The organism is Microbacterium sp. UMB0228, assembly GCF_002871415.1.
Classification (GTDB): domain Bacteria; phylum Actinomycetota; class Actinomycetes; order Actinomycetales; family Microbacteriaceae; genus Microbacterium.
Window position 1 is genome coordinate 837,047 of sequence record NZ_PNFU01000001.1, and the last position, 17,022, is coordinate 854,068.

Here is a 17,022-nt window from a genome sequence, read left to right on the forward strand (position 1 = left end):
GCTCAGCGGCGCTCGTGCGGGAGCGCCTGCTTGATCTTCTCGATCGTGTTCTGCGCCGGCGCCTCGTTGTAGGTGCCCGCGAGCTCCTGACCGGAGAGGGCGTGGATCGCGGCCATGATCTCGTCGGTCGCGAGTCGGCGTGCGCGGCCGCTCGTCGCCGGTCCGTGCGGAGACAGATCCAGGGGCTCCCCGAAGCGCACGGTGATCCGCTCGGACAACGTGGGCATCTTGGCGCCGACCGGCATCACCTTGTCGGTGCCGATGAGCCCCACGGGGACGACGGGGGCGCCCGTCTGCAGGGCGAGGAACGCCACGCCCGTGCGGCCCTTGTACAGCCGGCCGTCGGTGGAGCGGGTGCCCTCGGGGTACAGCGCGACGGCGAGGCCCTCGTCGAGGAGCTGACGCTGCAGGTCGAGGGCGTCGAGAGCCGCCTGGCCGGCGCCGCGGCGGACCGGGATCGCGCCGATCGCCTCGAAGAACGTCTTGGACGCCCAGCCCTTCAGGCCGGTGCCCTCGAAGTAGCTCGACTTGGCGAGGAAGTGCACGGGACGCGGGGCCGCCACCGGAATGGCGATGGAGTCGATGAACGACAGGTGGTTGCTGGCGAAGATCACCGGGCCGGTGGTGGGGACGTGCTCGCGTCCTTCGATGTACGGCCGGTAGACGAGCCGGGCGAGCGGGGCGATGAGGCTGCGGCCCAGAGCGTAGGTGAAGCCGGCGTGCCGGGGCTTCGGGGAGTCCTCTGAGGGGGTTTCGGGGTCCACGGACTGCTCAGAGCTCATCAGAGCAGGCTACTCCCGGATCCATGCCGACGTGGGAATGAAGACTCGCGCCGCCGCTTCCCAGCGCGAGCAAAGGGCGATGAGGCAGGATGGAAGCTCCCGCCCGCGATCGTGAGGTCTTCCTGTGCGCACCCGTCCGCTGCTCGTCCTGTCCACCGTCGCTGCGGCGACCCTGCTGCTGGCGGGCTGCTCCGGCAACGGCGATCCGCAGAGCACCTCCTCCCCGGACGCCTCCGGGTCGAGCCAGTGCCTCGTGAACGCGAAGGCCGGCGACACCTCGGACGCCATCGAGGTGGACGGCGAGGGCCTCGACGCCACGATCACGGTTCCCGCCGATGCGGAGTTCGCGAACGTCGAGCGGACCGTCGTGTCCGAGGGCGAGGGAGACGACCTCGCGGCGAACGACCTCGTCTCCGTCCAGTACCAGATCGTCGATGCCGCCAGTGGCGACGTGGTGGACTCGTCGGCGCGCGGCGAGGACGGCACGCTCCCCGTGCTCCTCGACCCGAACCAGTCGTCGCTGTTTGTCGCCGCGCTGGAGTGCGAGCCGGTCGGATCCCGCGTCGTCCTCGCCATCCCCGGCAGCGCGCTCGGTGAGGGGCAGAGCAACATCGTCGTCTACGCGGAGGCCGTCGACCGACTCCCTGAGGTCGCGACCGGAGAGCCCGTCGAGCCGACCGCCGGCATGCCCGAGGTCGAGCTCGACGACGACGGCACGCCGTCCGTCACGATCCCGGACGGCGACGCGCCGACCGAGACGAAGGTCTCCGTCCTCAAGCAGGGCGACGGGGCGACGGTCGCGTCCGGCGACCTCGTGGTCGTCCAGTACCTCGGCGTGAAGTGGTCAGACGGCGAGGAGTTCGACTCCAGCTGGAGCCGCGACGCCGCCCCGGCGCAGTTCCAGACCACGGGGGTCGTCACCGGCTTCCAGAAGGCGCTCGAGGGGCAGAAGGTCGGTTCGCAGGTCCTCGTCGTCATGCCGCCGTCCGACGGCTACGGCGCGAGCGAGGGCCACGAGCTGCAGGACGAGAGCCTCGTGTTCGTCGTCGACATCCTCGCGACGACCCCGGTCCAGCCGCAGCAGTAGGCCGAGGGCGGCGTGTCCTAGGCTGGCGTCATGCGTCGCGTCATCATCCTCGGCTCCACCGGTTCCATCGGCACCCAGGCGCTGGATGTGATCCGTGCCAATCCTCGACGCTTCGAGGTCGTCGGTCTCGCCGCAGGGTCGAACGCGGCGATGGTGGCCGAGCAGGCGGCGCAGTTCCAGGTGGAGCACACCGCTCTCGGCGCGGCGGAGGCGGAGCAGCTGGTCCGCGACGTCGAAGCCGATGTGGTGCTGAATGCCATCACCGGCTCGATCGGTCTGGGCTCGACGCTCGCTGCGCTGGAGGAGGGGCGGACGCTCGCCCTGGCGAATAAGGAGTCGCTGATCGTCGGCGGCGATCTCGTGCTCGCCGCCGCAGCCCCCGGTCAGATCGTCCCCGTGGACTCCGAGCACTCCGCTCTCGCGCAGGCCCTGCGCTCCGGCACACATGACGAGATCCGGCGGCTCGTGGTCACGGCCTCGGGTGGGCCCTTTCGCGGGAAGTCGCGCGACGAGCTCACCGCCGTCACGCCGCAGGATGCGCTCGCGCACCCGACGTGGAACATGGGACGCACCGTCACCACGAACTCCGCCACGCTGGTCAACAAGGGCCTCGAGGTCATCGAGGCGCACCTGCTGTTCGACGTGCCCTACGACGACATCGACGTCGTCGTGCACCCGCAGTCGATCGTGCACTCCATGGTGGAGTTCATCGACGGATCCACCATCGCCCAGGCCTCTCCGCCGGACATGCGACTGCCGATCTCGCTGGGCCTCGACTGGCCGCACCGGGTGGGCGGTGTGGGCCGCCCGCTGGACTGGACCACCGCCGCGTCGTGGACGTTCGAGCCGCTCGATGACGACGCCTTCCCCGCAGTGGCACTCGCGAAGGCGGTCGGGCGTGCCGGAGCCACCTTCCCCGCGGTCTACAACGCCGCCAACGAGCAGGCCGTGGACGCGTTCCACGAGGGACGCCTGCCGTTCCTCGGCATCGTCGACACCGTGCAGCGGGTCGTCGACGCGCACGACGCTCCGGACGCGCTGACCGTGGAATCGCTCGCGGCGGCGGAGGACTGGGCGCGGCGGAAGGCCGACCAGCTCATCGCCGCCGCCTGACGCGGCGCGGGGTCAGTCCTCGTCCGGGTACGGCACGGGCCAGCGCGGCTCCGGGACGGGCCATCCGGCGGCCTTCAGCGCACGCCGGGAGAGCTCGCGGGCGGAGTACGGCGTCCGCACTCCGCGGATGTCGCGGTAGTCCTGGTGGCCGGGTCCCGCCCAGAGGATCGCGTCGCCGTCGCCGACGAGTCCGACGGCGGCCACGATCGCGGCCTCCGGCGGGGAGCACTCGTGGATCTCGGCGTCGGGACGGGCGCGACGCGCGCCCTCGACGAGCGTCGCCCGGATCGACGCCGGGTCCTCGAACCGGGGGTGGTGATCGGTCACGACGAGGATGTCGCTGCCCTCCACCGCGGTGCGGGCCATGTCGAAGCGCTTGCTGGCGTCGCGGTCCCCGTCGGCCCCGAAGAGCATGAGCACCTTGCCGGGGGTCACCCGCCGCACGGCGGCCAGGGTCTTCTCGAAGGCGTCGGGCGAGTGGCCGAAGTCGACGAAGACGGCCGGTCCTCGCGCGCCCGAGACGAGCTGCGTGCGCCCGGGCAGATAGGCGTGGATGCCGCCGTCGCGCTGCAGGGCCCCGACGATCCGCTCCCAGGGATAGCCGCCCTCGAGCAGCATGACGATCGCGAGCGCCGCGTTCGCGGCCATGTGCGGGCCGATCACGGGGACGGTCGTGGTGAGCGTGCCGGCCGGTCCCGTCATCGTGAACGTGGTGCCGGTCGCCCGCTCGTCGTCGATGACGACCACCCAGTCCGCTCGCGATGCCTGATCGGCGTCGGCGGCGATGGAGGGGGTCCCGACGGTGACGACGGGGATCTCGGAGCGTTCGACGACGAGGGCGCCGGAGGACGAGTCGAGGCAGACGACGCCGCGCACGGCGCGGTCGGGGCGGAAGAGCGGCAGCTTCGCCTCGAAGTACTCCTCCATGTCGGCGTAGTCGTCGAGGTGGTCGTGGCTGAGGTTGGTGAACCCCGCGACGTCGAACCGGATGCCGTCGACGCGGTGCCGGGACAGGGCCTGGGCGCTGACCTCGACCGCGACGGCCTCGACCTCGCGCTCCCGCATCAGCGCGAGGAGGGCGTGCATCTCGGAGGCCTCGGGGGTGGTGAGCCGCGAGACGATGACCTCGCCCGCGATGTGCCGCTCAGCCGTGGAGGAGAGCCCGGTGACGACGCCCATCTGCTCGAGGATGCCCTCGAGGAGGTGGGAGACGCTCGTCTTGCCGTTCGTCCCGGTGGTCGCGAACAGGAGGGGGAGCGGATCCTCCGCGCCCGTGCCGTACACCCAGGCGCTCAGGGCGCCGAGCACGCCGCGGGGGTCGTCGACGATGAGGATCGGGAGGCCGGCGTCGGCGGCGATGTCGGCACCCGCCTGGTCCGTGATCACCGCGACTGCTCCCTTCTCGGCGGCGGTCTTCGCGAAGTCCGCACCGTGGCGGTTCACGCCGCGGATGGCGACGAAGGCCTCGCCCGGGCGCAGGTCCGCCGTGGCGAGGGTGATGCCACTGAGAGCGACGCCCTCCACATCGCCCCGCACGGAGCGGGCGAACAGGGAGGCGAGTTCGGACAGCTCGCGCCGGGGCGGGTTCGCCGGGCGGAGCACGGGGGGCAGGGTCGGCTGTTGTTCCATCGACATGTCGTCTCCATGTTCTCACGGCCGCGGTGTCAGCCCGGGCGGGTCGGTCCGCCGCGCGCCGGAGCCGGGCGCGGCGGACCGGCGGTCAGGCGCGGCGGCGGAACGCGAGCACCGCGACCACCAGCGCCGCGACGCCGGCGAGCAGACCGCCGGCACCCAGCGCGATGCCCAGCGCGTCGTCGCCGTCGTCCGCCGTCGCGGGCTGCGGCGCGGCGCTCGTGCCGTGACCGTCCGCGGTGCCGTCCGTGACCGTCACGACAGGCGCGGGGGAGTCGAGGTCGTGCGGGTCCTCACCCTTCTCGGCGAGCTGCGTCCACTCGGTCGCGCCGTCCACGCACTGCTGGACCACCGGGAAGGCTAGCGTCTCGGGCGTGTCCTCATCCAGGCCCACCGACATGCTCACGGCGCCGCGCAGGTCGGTGGGCACCGGCGTGAGGGCGGTGTAGGTGACGGCGCTCACGAGACCGTCGTCGCCGCGCTCGACCTGGATGGTCCAGTCGCCGTCGAGCGTGGGGGCGACCGAGGCGAGGCCGTCCGGCATGGTGATGCGCAGGGCGGTGGTGGGCGAGGTGCCGCAGCCGTGCGAGAACGAGAAGGTCAGCACGCCGTGGTCGCCCGCGGCGAGCTCGTCGGGGCTGACGCTGACGTGTGCCCCGGCCATCGCGGGGACGGCGAGGGCGAGGGCGAGTCCGCCGACGACGCCGGTGGCTCCGAGGAGGGTGCGGCGTGGACGACGGGGACGGATGGTGGTGTTCGACATGGGGTCTCCAGATGCTCGTGTGCGGGCGCGCCGGAACAGCGCAGCCCGGAAGGATGGGCCGTCGAACGGCGACGGCCGGATCGAGGGGCGGCTCAGCCGCCGATGAGCTCCGGAGGACCGCGTCGCGAGACCACGGCGGTCGTCGCGACGTCGAGCGGAGGGAGGAGGGCGGAGCGCAGCGGACGCGGGGGAGCGGGCGGCGTGGAGGCGGGCGTCGCCGCGCGTCGGAGGGCGGCCTGGAACCAGCGGGCGATCGTGCGCAGCACGCTCTCGCCATGCCACAGCAGCACCGTCGTCAGCAGGGCGGCGACGAGGTGCGCCGACAGCATCAGGGCTCCTGGCCCTGCGGCCGGTGACAGCGGACCGAGTGCGCTCAGGTCGAGGTGGTGGGAGTGGGCGCCGAGTCCCGGCGCCTCCTCGGTGGTGGGCGCCCCCAGGAGCTGGAAGAGCAGGTGGAACGCGCCCTGCGCCAGGATCACGGCCACCGCGACTCGGGCGCGCGAGGACCGACGGCCGACCACGGCGGCGGAGAGCGGCACGAAGAGGGTCGCGACGGCGGCGATGAGCAGCGGGTGCGGGGCGGCCCCGCCGGCGAGCGTGTGGGAGACGGCCGCGAGGAGCGTGGCGATCGCGGACACGGCGGCGGCGCGGAGGAAGCGCAGCTGCCGGGACGTCATCGTGCCAGCCTAGCGACGCTGCGCGAGCCGGGCGGATTCCTAGGCGGCGGGCAGTAGCGTGGGCTCGTGGAATTCCTGCTCTATCTGGGCGGCATCGTGTTCATGCTGATCGGCCTCGGCCTCTCGATCGGTCTGCACGAGGTCGGCCACCTCGTCCCCGCGAAGCTCTTCGGCGTGCGTGTCGGCCAGTACATGATCGGCTTCGGGCCGCGCCTGTGGTCGAAGCGGATCGGCGAGACGGAGTACGGCTTCAAGCTCCTGCCCCTGGGCGGCTTCATCTCGATGTCGGGGATGTATCCGTCGTCGAAGGACAGCGGGCCCGCCTCCGGGGCGTTCCGCACGCTCATCCAGGACGCGCGCTCGGCCAACGACGAGACGATCGCGGAGGGCGCCGAGGACCGGGTCTTCTACAAGCTGCCGGTGTGGAAGCGCGTGATCGTGATGCTCGGCGGACCGCTTATGAATCTCGTGCTGGCCGTGGTGATCTTCACCGTTCTCGTCAGCGGGATCGGCGTGCAGCAGGGCACCACGACGGTCGCGGCGGTGAACGAGTGCGTGGTCCCCGCGTCGTCGACGGCGACCGAGTGCGGGGCCGACGATCCGGAGTCCCCGGCCGCTGCGGCCGATGTGCAGCCGGGCGACGTCCTCGTGTCGATCGACGGGAAGCCGGTGTCGACCTTCGCGGAGGCCACCGCCATCGTCCAGGCCTCGCCGGGCGAGCCCCTCGCCCTCGTCGTGCGCCGGGACGGCACCGAGCGGACGCTGACCCTCACGCCCATCGCGGCGGAGCGCACCATCACGGACGCGAGTGGGCAGCCGGTGCTCGACGACGACGGCGATCCCGTCGTGAAGGAGGTCGGCTACGCGGGGATGATCGCGCAGATGGGCTACGTGCAGCAGCCGCTGACCGCCGGACCCCAGCTGGCGGCGGACACCGTCGCCCGGGTCGGCTCGCTGATCGTCACGCTCCCGGTGCGCCTGTGGGACGTCGGGGTCTCGCTCGTGACGGGAGGGGAACGCGATCCGAACGGACCGCTGAGCGTCGTCGGCGTCGGGCGTCTCGCGGGCGAGGTGGCCGCGACGGACGCTCCGGTGCTCAACCGCTTCGCCGTGCTGCTCGGCCTCCTCGGCTCGCTCAACGTCGCGCTCTTCGTCTTCAACCTGATCCCGCTGCTGCCGCTCGACGGCGGGCACATCGTCGTCGCGCTGTGGGAGGGGATCAAGCGGGCGTGGGCGAAGCTGTTCCGGCGGCCGCCCCCGGCCCCGGTCGACGCCACCAAGCTCGTGCCGCTGACCGTCGTCGTCGCGACGCTGCTGATCGCGATGGGCGCGCTCCTGCTCGTGGCCGACCTGTTCAACCCGGTCAAGCTCCTGGGCTGAGCGGCCGGAAAGCGCTCAGCGCAGGGCGTGCGCCGCCAGGCGCTCCAGCGTGCGGATACCGTCGCGGGACAGGATCGATTCGAGGTGGCCCTGCACCGATGCGAAGCCGTCGCCGCGGAGCGCGTAGACGTCTCCGGTCACCGGATCCGCGGAGACCTCCGCCGCGCCCACCGTGGTCACTCCGGGGTCGACCCGTGCCGTGAAGGTGTTGTAGAACCCGATCGAGGCGTCCTCGCCGAACACCGGCACGGCCTTCTGCAGCCCCTGGTGCGGAGCGTCGAGGGGCGTCAGCGCGATCCCCATCCGGTCCGCCAGGATCTGGTGGCTCAGGCAGACCGCGAGCAGCGGCGAATGCGTCTGCAGGCGGGCCGCCACGACCTCGCGCATCCGGGCGATGCGCGGGCTCGCGTCGTCTCGGGGGTCTCCGGGGCCGGGGCCCGCGACGACGAGATCGGCCGTCTCGACCGCCTCGTCGTCCACGTCGTCCCAGGACGCGATGGTCACGTCGAGCCCGAGGTGCCGCAGCTGATGCGCGAGCATCGTCGTGAAGCGGTCCTCGGCGTCGACGACGAGGGCGGAGCGGCCGGAGAACGGACCGGTGAAGTCCTCGCCCTGCGGGTTCAGCCAGAACTCGGCGAGGCGGGCGTTGCGCGAGGAGAGGAGCGCGGCGACGTCCGGGTCGTCGGCGAGACGCCGCGGCTCACCGGGGGCGTCGGCGTCGCTGCGGGCCTCGGCCACGCGGTCCCGATCGATCGCGCCGATGGCGCCGAGCACGCCCGCGGCCTTGCCGTGGGTCTCGGACACCTCGCCGTGCGGGTCCGAGTGGCGGACGAGGGTCGCGCCGACGGGCACGCTCAGCTCGCCGTCGCGCAGGTACACGGTGCGGATGAGGATGGGCGCGTCGAGGTCGTGCCCGCCGTCGGCGTTGGGCGTGAAGAGCGCCGCGACGCCCGAGTAGTAGCCCCGGGGCTTGCGCTCGTGCCGCCGGATCACGGCGCAGGCGTTCTGCATGGGGGAGCCGGTGACGGTCGGGGCGAACATCGTCTCGCGGAGGATGTCCCGCGGGTCCAGCCCGCTCCGTCCGCGCAGCATGTACTCGGTGTGGGTCAGCCGCGACATCTCCTTGAGATGCGGGCCCGTGATGCGTCCGCCGTCGGCGCAGACGGCGCTCATCATCTTGAGCTCCTCGTCCACGACCATGAACAGCTCCTCGGTCTCCTTGGTCGACGCCAGGAAGTCGGTGAGCGTCTCCTTCGTCGCGCCGCCGGCCGGATGCCGGAAGGTGCCCGAGATGGGGTTCATGGTGACGACGCCGCCGCGGGCCACGACGTGCGCCTCGGGGCTCGCCCCGACCGCGATGTGCCCGGGGGTGACGACCGCGAACGTCCAGTAGGCGCCGCGCTCGTGGGCGAGCAGAGCCCGGAACCAGGTGAGCGCCGCCTGGCGCTCATCGGCGTCGACGGTCGCGGTGAAATCGCGGCGGATGACGAAGTTCGCACCCTCGCCGCGGCCGATCTCGTCCGCGATCACTGTCTCGACGATCCGCGCGTACTCCTCGTCCGCGATGTCGAAGCCCTCATCGCGGAGCGGGATCGGGGTGGTCGGAAGCGCGTCGAGCACAGCAGCGGTCGGCAGGTCGAGGTGCTCCGCGACGACGAGGCAGCGCAACGGGGCGCCGTCGTCCTGGGCCACGAAGCCGCGCTCGCGGACCTGTCGATACGGGACGAGCGCGAACACCTCCCGCGGCTCTCCCTCGACCGTCAGGGGGATGTCGGCGAGCAGGTCGACGTCGGTCACTTCTCCGGTGAGCAGCTCGACGGTGTCCGCGCCGTCCCGGGCGATCAGCACGAAGGACGCGGTGGGGTCGGCGCTGAGCTCGTCGAGGCGAGAGAGGGTCATCGATGTCTCCTGTGCGAGGGCTCCGGCTCGGCGCAACGAAAAGACCGCCCCGGAGGCGGTCTGGATTCGAGGGAACGCGAACACACCGCCTAGGAGGCGGGCCACCAGGTGATGTGCGCGATCATGGGGCGAAACTACCACACCCGCCGCATCCAGCCCTTCCGCATCCGGGCGGCGTAGGCTGGGATCGTGCCAGCAGTGAATCTTGGGATGCCGAAGGTCCCCGAAGTCCTCGCCCCGCGTCGCAAGTCCCGTCAGATCAAGGTGGGCAAGGTGCTCGTCGGCGGCGATGCGCCCGTCAGCGTGCAGTCCATGACGACGACGAAGACCACCGACATCAACGGGACGCTGCAGCAGATCGCGGAGCTCACCGCCTCCGGCTGCGAGATCGTCCGCGTCGCCGTGCCCTCGCAGGACGACGCCGACGTGCTGCACATCATCGCGAAGAAGAGCCAGATCCCGGTCATCGCCGACATCCACTTCCAGCCGAAGTACGTCTTCCAGGCGATCGACGCCGGCTGTGCGGCCGTGCGCGTGAACCCGGGCAACATCCGCAAGTTCGACGATCAGGTCGGCGAAATCGCGAAGGCCGCCAAGGACGCGGGCGTCTCGCTCCGCATCGGCGTGAACGCAGGCTCGCTCGACCGTCGCCTGCTCGAGAAGTACGGCAAGGCCACGCCGGAGGCCCTCGTCGAGAGCGCGGTCTGGGAGGCGTCGCTGTTCGAGGAGCACGACTTCCACGACTTCAAGATCTCGGTCAAGCACAACGACCCGGTCGTCATGGTCAAGGCCTACCGTCAGCTCGCCGAGCGGGGCGACTGGCCGCTGCACCTCGGCGTGACCGAGGCGGGACCGGCCTTCCAGGGCACGATCAAGAGTGCGACCGCCTTCGGCATCCTGCTGGGGGAGGGTATCGGCGACACCATCCGCGTCTCGCTGTCCGCGCCGCCGGCCGAGGAGGTCAAGGTCGGTCACCAGATCCTCCAGTCCCTCAACCTCCGGGAGCGCAAGCTCGAGATCGTCTCGTGCCCCTCGTGCGGTCGGGCTCAGGTCGACGTCTACACGCTCGCGGAAGACGTCACCGAGGGGCTCAAGCCCATGACGGTGCCGCTGCGCGTCGCCGTCATGGGCTGCGTCGTGAACGGCCCGGGTGAGGCACGCGAGGCCGACCTCGGTGTCGCCTCCGGCAACGGCAAGGGACAGATCTTCGTCAAGGGCGAGGTCATCAAGACGGTCCCGGAGGCCGACATCGTCGCCACACTCATCGAGGAGGCGAACCGCATCGCCGCCGAGATGGGACCGGACGCTCCGCTCGGCACCGCCCAGGTCGTCACCGCCTGATCCGAGGAGTGCCGTGTCCGACATCCTCCTGCCCGCGCCGGTCCAGGCCATGATCGACGCGATCAACGCCGGGGACACCGACGCCTTCGTCGCCGCGTTCACCGCGGACGGCTTCGTGAGCGACTGGGACACCGTGAAAGCCGGTGCCGACGGCGTGCGCGGCTGGGCGGACAGTGATGCGATCGGCGCCGGGGCGCGGATGACCGTGCTCTCGGCCGCCACGGACGGCGACACGACGCGCATCCGGTTCGCGTGGAGCAGTCGCGTCTTCAACGGCGAGTCCGAGGGGATCTTCGTCATCGACGGCGACCGGCTCGCCAGCTTCACGATCCCGCCGTCCCACTGACACCCCGTGCCTGATCGGCACCACCGTTCCGCCGTCTCTCCGAGGAGCCCCATGACCACGCCCACGATCGTCACCTTCCCGGACGGCAGCCTCCGCGGAGACGCCGTCGTGACCCGTGTGGCCGACGATGCCGACGGGACGGTGGTCGTCGTGGACGCCACGCCGTTCCACCCCGTCGATCACACCTGGCCCGATCAGCCCGGCGATACCGGCGACATCTCCGGCGAGGACGGAGCCGTCCCCGTGACCGAGGCGCTCATGGCGGCCGTCTCGGATGACGGCGCGTTCGCGGTGGGCAGCGCGATCCCCGTCAAGCGCGGGACCGAGGGGTGGACCTGGCTGGTGGGCCACCGGCTCGATGGTGCCGCACCCGCCTGGCTCGCGGAGGGGACGCGCGTGGCGCTCTCGGTCGACGAGGCTCACCGTGCCGGCCTCAGCCGCGGTCACACCGCGTGCCACCTCGCCTCCCTCGCCCTGGATCTCGCGGTCGCCGACCTCTGGCGCAAGGACCCGGGGGAGGATGCGCTGGGAAACCCGGACTTCGAGGGACGGGCGAACCAGTCCAGCCGCATCCGCGAGGACGGCGCCGTCGATGAGTACCGCCTCGGCAAGAGCCTGCGCCGCGCGGGATTCGACACCGAGACGTTCGCGGCCACGCTGGCGGACCGCGAGCAGCGCATCAACGCACAGCTCGCCGCATGGGTCGCCTCCGCTGCCGCGAGCCGCATCGAGGTGGACGGACCGACCATCGTCGACCGGCGACGCTGGCACTGCGACCTCCCCGAGGGCGAGGCCGTGATCCTCTGCGGCGGCACCCACGTCCGTTCCCTCGCGGAATTCGCCGCCATCGCGGTGACTCTGGATCTGTCCGACCCGCAGCTCCTCGTGATGACGACGACCGCGACTCCCGCCTCCTGAGCCCTCGCCCGCCTCAGGCCTTCGCGCGAGGACAGGCGCCAGCGGCTGGTGTCGCCTGCTGTCGCGTGCCTGCCTGTTCCCGCGCCACGCCAGGCGAGGGTCGCGCGATCATGCCCACACGCGGGCCCCGGCATTCGCGCGAGGACAGGCGTCAGCAGCTGGTGTCGCCTGCTGTCGCGTGCCTGCCTGTTCTCGCGATGAGGTCAGCGCACGAACCCCGCCTGCACCCGACCACCCGCGAGTTCCAGTTCCTCGCCGACCCGCGCCGTGAACCTTTTGTGCCGAGAGGCGGCGACGACCGTCTCGTCTCGGGCTGACGCTGGTGCAGGATCAGGCGAACACGGCAGCACAGGCTCTGGTGCCGGTAAGCGCCTGATCCGGCGTCCTCGCCTGTTCCGGCGGAGTCAGACAGCGAGCTCGATCTCGCCCGTCGCGATGTCCACGCGCGAGACGCGCAAGCGCACCACGTCCCCGGGCCTGGCGAAGCCCACCGGCGCGGTCGTCGTCACCGCAGGCTCCGCGATCTGAACGGCGGCCCGCTCGCCCCGGAGCTCGATGACCGTCGCCTCGACCGTCTGTCCCACCAGAGGTGTGAGCAGGGCGGCCTCGACCCGGTTCACGGTGTCCGCGTCCAGCTGCGACGCCCGTCGGCCCGAGTCCTGCATGAGCGCGGGGAGGTCGCCGAGGGAGGAGCGCACCCACTCCGGCACCGGCTGCCCGGTCGACACCGCGAGACAGATCGCGAGGGCCCACCTGTCGACGAGCCGGCGCAGAGGCGCCGTCGCGTGCGCGTAGGGGGCTCCGATCGCGGCCTGCACGGCGTCCGCGGGCGGCTCGCCGTCGAACACCACGTACCCCGCACCGCGGAACAGCGAGGCTGCGGCCTCCAGCACGGGGAGCGCCATCGGGTCGGTGCGGTCGAGACCACGGAGGTACTCACCATAGGTCCCGTCGGTCCACGCGCGTCCCAAGGCCTCCGTCTGATGACGGAAGGCCGCGAACGCCGCCTCGTCCGGCTCCGGCATCGTGCGGAGGATGCCCACGCCTGCGTCGATCATGAGCCTCGCGGCCGCCAACCCGGTCATGAGCGACAGCTGCGCGTTCCACTCCTCCACGGGCAGGGGGCTGCGGCGCTCGATCGCATAGGAGCCGTCCTCGGTGCGCACGACCTCCTCGTCCGGGACGTTGAGGCTGGCTCCACCGCGCCCACGCTCCTGTTCGAGACGGAGGGCACCGATCTCCGGCAGCAGGACCGCGTGGCCGCCGTCGCCCCGGTCCAGCGCCTCCTGGGTGGAGGCGTAGTCGAGCTGCGCGCGCGACCGGATGAGGGCGCGCTCCAGCCGGAAGTCGGTCACGGTGCCCGCGGCATCCAGCGCGAACGTCCACACGAGTGCGGGACGGTCGACATCGGGGAGCAGGGAGACGCGGTCCTCGCTCAGCACCGGCGGATGCAGCGGGATCGTGCCGTCCGCGGCGTATAGGGTCTGTCCCCGTCGGCGGGCCTCCGCGTCCACGGCACCACCGGGGGTGACGAAACCCGGCACGTCCGCGATGGCGTACCGCACCCGATAGCCGTCGCCGTCGCGTTCGAGGTGGAAGGCCTGGTCGAGGTCACGGGCGCCCGCCGGGTCGAGGGTCGCGAACGGGATGTCCGTGAGGTCGAGCTCCGGGGTCGTCGCCGAGGCCGCTTCCGCCTCGGCGAGCACGTCGGCGGGAAACGCGGTCGGCGTGTCCAGGTCCTCCCGCAGCGCGGAGAGCGCCGCGGCGAGCTCGGTCTGGGCGGCGGACGGGGCGACATGCGAGCGGCGCTGGGGCATGCCGCCAGCCTAGGTCGAGCACCGGGACGATCCGCCGCAGCCGGCCCGCGTGCCCGCATCGGCCGCTAGCGTGGGGACATGACCACTGCTGCCAAGGCCCAGACCCTCGTCGGACTCTATGACGCCCCGGAGATCCTCCGCGTGGTGAACGTGTGGGATGTCGTCTCCGCACGCGCCGTCGCCGCGCTGCCGGAGACGAAGGCGATCGCCACCGCCGGTCACGGCATCGCCGCGTCGTTCGGCTACGACGACGGGGACACCCCGCGCGACGTCATGATCGACATGGTCGGACGGATCGCGGCGGCCGTGTCCGTTCCCGTCACCGCCGACCTGGACGACGGGTACGGCGACGCGGGGGAGACCACCCGCCTCGCGATCGCGGCCGGCGTCGTCGGCGCGAACGTCGAGGACCGCCTCAAGCCGCTCGACGAATCGGTCGCCGTCGTCGAGGCCATCGTGAAGGCCGCGGAGGCGGAGGGCGTACCGTTCGCCCTCAACGCCCGGACCGACGCGTTCGTGCGCGCCGGATCGCGCCCCGTGGAGCAGAGCATCGCGGATGCCATCCAGCGCGGTCGCGCCTTCCTCGATGCGGGCGCCACCGCGGTCTTCGTCCCCGGCATCCTCGACGCGAACGTCACGCGTCAGCTCGTCGAGGGGATCGGTGAGCGCAAGGTCAGCGTGATCGGCATCCCCGGCGCGCTCGCCGCCTCCGAGTACGAGAAGCTCGGCGTGGCCCGCATCTCCTACGGTCCGCTGCCGCAGCGCGTGGCGCTCACCGCTCTGCAGGAGCTCGCGGAGAGCCTCTACGGCGGCGGTGTCGTGCCGCAGGGACTCCCGGCCCTCAACTGAGCGACGAGGCGGGTGACCGCGGCTCACTACACTTGAGCCGTGGTCACTCGTCTTTCGAACTTCTTCCTCCGTACGCTCCGCGAAGATCCTGCCGGTGCCGAGGTCGCCAGTCACAAGCTGCTGATCCGCGCCGGGTACATCCGACCGCAGGCGGCGGGCATCTTCGCGTGGCTGCCCCTCGGCCTGCGCGTCAAGGCGAAGATCGAGACCGTCATCCGCGAGGAGATGGCCGCCGCGGGTGCGCAGGAGGTGCACTTCCCCGCACTGATGCCGCGCGAGGCGTACGAGGCCACCGGGCGCTGGGACGAGTACGGAGATCTGCTGTTCCGCCTCCAGGACCGCAAGGGCGGGGACTACCTGCTGGCGCCGACGCACGAGGAGGCGTTCACGCTGCTCGTGAAGGATCTGTACTCGTCGTACAAGGACCTGCCGCTCACGATCTTCCAGATCCAGGACAAGTACCGCGACGAGGCCCGGCCGCGCGCCGGGCTCCTCCGCGGCCGCGAGTTCACGATGAAGGACGCCTACTCGTTCGACGCCTCCGACGAGGGGCTGGACGCGAGCTACCAGGCACAGCGGGACGCGTACGAGCGCATCTTCCAGCGGCTGGGCCTCGAGTACGCCATCGTGCAGGCCGACGCCGGGGCCATGGGCGGTTCGCGGAGCGAGGAGTTCCTGCACCCGACCCCCGTGGGCGAGGACACGTTCGTCCGCAGTGCCGGCGGCTACGCGGCCAACGTCGAGGCCTTCAGCACACCCGTCCCGGCTCCTGTCCCGTTCGATGCCGATGGCGCCCCCGTGGTCTTCGACTCTCCGGACACGCCGACCATCGATACGCTCGTGGCGCACTGCAACCGCGAGCTCGACGGCGAGTACACCGCGGCCGACACGCTCAAGAACGTGGTCCTCGCCCTGAAGCACCTCGACGGCACCCGTGAGCTCGTGATCGTCGGCATCCCCGGCGACCGCGAGGTGGACGAGAAGCGCGCCGAGGTCGCGTTCGCGCCGGCCGAGGTCGAGACCGCCACCGCCGAGGACTTCGAGAACAACCCCCTCCTGGTGAAGGGCTACATCGGTCCGTGGTCGCCCACGGGCGCCGTGCTGGGCGAGGAGTCCGCGACCGGCATCCGCTACCTCGTCGACCCCCGCGTGAGCGAGGGCACGAGCTGGATCACCGGCGCGAACATCGACCAGAAGCACGCGCACTCCGTCGTCGCCGGACGCGACTTCGAGGCGGACGGCATCGTGGAGATCGCGAACGTGCGCGCCGGCGACCCGGCGCCCGACGGCTCGGGTCCGGTCGAGCTCGCCCGCGGCATGGAGATCGGTCACGTCTTCCAGCTCGGACGGAAGTACGCGGAGGCGCTCGGCCTCAAGGTCCTCAACGAGAACGGCAAGCTCGTCACGGTCACCATGGGGTCGTACGGCATCGGCGTCACGCGGATCCTGGCGATCATCGCCGAGCTCAACAACGACGACAAGGGCCTCGTCTGGCCGGCCTCGGTCGCCCCGTTCGACGTGCAGGTCGTCGCCGCCGGGCGCGACCAGGTCGCCTTCGACGTCGCGGAGGACCTCTCCGCGCAGCTCGAGGCCGCAGGCCTCGACGTGCTCTACGACGACCGTCCGAAGGTGTCTCCCGGAGTCAAGTTCGGTGATGCAGAGCTCGTCGGCGTCCCGAAGATCGTGATCGTCGGCCGGGGCGCCGCCGACGGCCAGGTGGAGTTCTGGGACCGTCGCACGGGCGAGCGCGAGGCGGTCTCGGTCGCCGAGGCCGTGGAGCGGCTCTCCGCCACGCGCTGACCCGGCGCTCCCGGTCGCTCAGCAGCTGACGCGGCCGTGGTTCATGATGTCGTCGTCCGGGGTGTCTCGGGTCACCAGCGCCTTGAGCGCCCCGGCGGCCATCGCCACCTTGCCCTTCGCTGGTTCCCAGAACTCGGCGACGACCGGGGTGACCGTGAGCAGGGCGATGCCGGGGGTGTCCAGCCCGTCCTCGAACCAGATGTCGAGGGAGGGGGAGTAGAGCTCCTCCATCTTCGCGCGGTCGTGGACGACCTCTGCGGTGCCGGCGACGGACACGTAGCGCATGCCCTTCGCGTCGCAGTAGGCCAGCCCGACATCATGGTGACGGCGCGCCTCCTCGACCTTCTCCGTGTCTTCCGCCGTGAAGAACCAGATGGCGCCGGCGTCGTCCATCTGCCTGGTCGACATCGGCCGGCTGACGAGGTTCCCGTCCGGGTCGGTGGTGGTGAGCATGGTGAAGTCGATGTCCTCCACGAGCTCCTTGATGCGGGCGAGGGCCTCGGGTCCGGTGATCTCTGTCATGTCGCCATCGTGGCGCCACCGCCGACCGCGGGCACGGGCGTTGACACCGCGTCCCGCCCATGCTGCGGAGCGCGGGGGCGCGGATCCTCGGCGTTG

The 17,022-nt window shown here is 71.6% G+C and carries 15 protein-coding genes; 8 read left to right on the top strand and 7 right to left on the bottom strand.

The window, feature by feature from the left end; all coding sequences use genetic code 11:
• Window positions 1–2: 2 nt before the first annotated feature.
• Entirely contained in the window at window positions 3–782 is a 780-nt protein-coding gene (locus CJ226_RS04035) for a 1-acyl-sn-glycerol-3-phosphate acyltransferase (protein WP_102208364.1), read from the bottom strand.
• Between the two features lie 124 nt (window positions 783–906).
• Between CJ226_RS04035 and CJ226_RS04040 the strand changes: the two genes are divergently transcribed.
• On the top strand, window positions 907–1,869 hold the full coding sequence (locus CJ226_RS04040) for an FKBP-type peptidyl-prolyl cis-trans isomerase (protein WP_062634973.1): 963 nt from the start codon (window positions 907–909) through the stop codon (window positions 1,867–1,869).
• Window positions 1,870–1,899: 30 nt separating this feature from the next.
• Window positions 1,900–2,982, top strand: a complete 1,083-nt coding sequence (dxr, locus tag CJ226_RS04045) for a 1-deoxy-D-xylulose-5-phosphate reductoisomerase (RefSeq protein ID WP_102208365.1) — start codon at window positions 1,900–1,902, stop codon at window positions 2,980–2,982.
• Window positions 2,983–2,994: 12 nt separating this feature from the next.
• Here dxr and CJ226_RS04050 read toward each other — a convergent pair whose 3' ends face one another.
• The 3 genes from CJ226_RS04050 to CJ226_RS04060 form a co-directional block, all read right to left on the bottom strand.
• Window positions 2,995–4,611 carry a Mur ligase family protein gene (locus CJ226_RS04050; RefSeq protein WP_180964528.1) on the bottom strand — a complete coding sequence of 539 codons (1,617 nt, stop codon included), beginning with the start codon at window positions 4,609–4,611 and terminating at the stop codon, window positions 2,995–2,997.
• A 91-nt stretch (window positions 4,612–4,702) separates the two neighbouring features.
• Entirely contained in the window at window positions 4,703–5,377 is a 675-nt protein-coding gene (locus CJ226_RS04055) for a YcnI family protein (protein WP_025103163.1), read from the bottom strand.
• 92 nt (window positions 5,378–5,469) lie between these two features.
• Window positions 5,470–6,054, bottom strand: coding sequence for a hypothetical protein (locus CJ226_RS04060; RefSeq protein ID WP_102208366.1), 585 nt, complete (start codon window positions 6,052–6,054; stop codon window positions 5,470–5,472).
• A gap of 66 nt (window positions 6,055–6,120) precedes the next feature.
• On the opposite strand from CJ226_RS04060, the gene CJ226_RS04065 reads away from it, so the two are divergent.
• Window positions 6,121–7,434, top strand: coding sequence for an RIP metalloprotease (locus tag CJ226_RS04065; RefSeq protein WP_025103165.1), 1,314 nt, complete (start codon window positions 6,121–6,123; stop codon window positions 7,432–7,434).
• A gap of 15 nt (window positions 7,435–7,449) precedes the next feature.
• Here CJ226_RS04065 and CJ226_RS04070 read toward each other — a convergent pair whose 3' ends face one another.
• Window positions 7,450–9,333 carry a chorismate-binding protein gene (locus tag CJ226_RS04070; protein ID WP_102208367.1) on the bottom strand — a complete coding sequence of 628 codons (1,884 nt, stop codon included), beginning with the start codon at window positions 9,331–9,333 and terminating at the stop codon, window positions 7,450–7,452.
• 210 nt (window positions 9,334–9,543) lie between these two features.
• On the opposite strand from CJ226_RS04070, the gene ispG reads away from it, so the two are divergent.
• From ispG to CJ226_RS04085, 3 genes are read left to right on the top strand one after another with little or no spacing between them, the layout of a single operon-like run.
• A complete protein-coding gene (gene ispG / locus CJ226_RS04075) occupies window positions 9,544–10,674 on the top strand; it encodes a flavodoxin-dependent (E)-4-hydroxy-3-methylbut-2-enyl-diphosphate synthase (RefSeq protein WP_102208368.1) in 1,131 nt (376 codons plus the stop codon).
• 13 nt (window positions 10,675–10,687) lie between these two features.
• The gene (locus tag CJ226_RS04080) at window positions 10,688–11,020 is read left to right on the top strand and encodes a nuclear transport factor 2 family protein (protein WP_062634965.1); all 333 of its coding nucleotides are present in this window, start codon (window positions 10,688–10,690) and stop codon (window positions 11,018–11,020) included.
• A 51-nt stretch (window positions 11,021–11,071) separates the two neighbouring features.
• Window positions 11,072–11,938 (top strand): hypothetical protein, encoded by an 867-nt coding sequence (locus CJ226_RS04085; protein ID WP_062634963.1) that lies wholly within the window; start codon window positions 11,072–11,074, stop codon window positions 11,936–11,938.
• 404 nt (window positions 11,939–12,342) lie between these two features.
• On the opposite strand, the gene CJ226_RS04090 is transcribed toward CJ226_RS04085, so the two are convergent.
• Complete coding sequence (locus CJ226_RS04090) at window positions 12,343–13,755, bottom strand: RNB domain-containing ribonuclease (protein ID WP_102208369.1); 1,413 nt, start codon at window positions 13,753–13,755, stop codon at window positions 12,343–12,345.
• Between the two features lie 78 nt (window positions 13,756–13,833).
• Between CJ226_RS04090 and CJ226_RS04095 the strand changes: the two genes are divergently transcribed.
• Together CJ226_RS04095 and CJ226_RS04100 are read left to right on the top strand one after the other, a co-directional pair.
• Window positions 13,834–14,604 carry an isocitrate lyase/phosphoenolpyruvate mutase family protein gene (locus CJ226_RS04095; protein WP_102208370.1) on the top strand — a complete coding sequence of 257 codons (771 nt, stop codon included), beginning with the start codon at window positions 13,834–13,836 and terminating at the stop codon, window positions 14,602–14,604.
• A gap of 39 nt (window positions 14,605–14,643) precedes the next feature.
• Entirely contained in the window at window positions 14,644–16,404 is a 1,761-nt protein-coding gene (locus CJ226_RS04100) for a proline--tRNA ligase (protein ID WP_102208371.1), read from the top strand.
• A gap of 18 nt (window positions 16,405–16,422) precedes the next feature.
• Here CJ226_RS04100 and CJ226_RS04105 read toward each other — a convergent pair whose 3' ends face one another.
• Complete coding sequence (locus CJ226_RS04105) at window positions 16,423–16,926, bottom strand: pyridoxamine 5'-phosphate oxidase family protein (protein WP_102208372.1); 504 nt, start codon at window positions 16,924–16,926, stop codon at window positions 16,423–16,425.
• Window positions 16,927–17,022 lie beyond the last annotated feature (96 nt).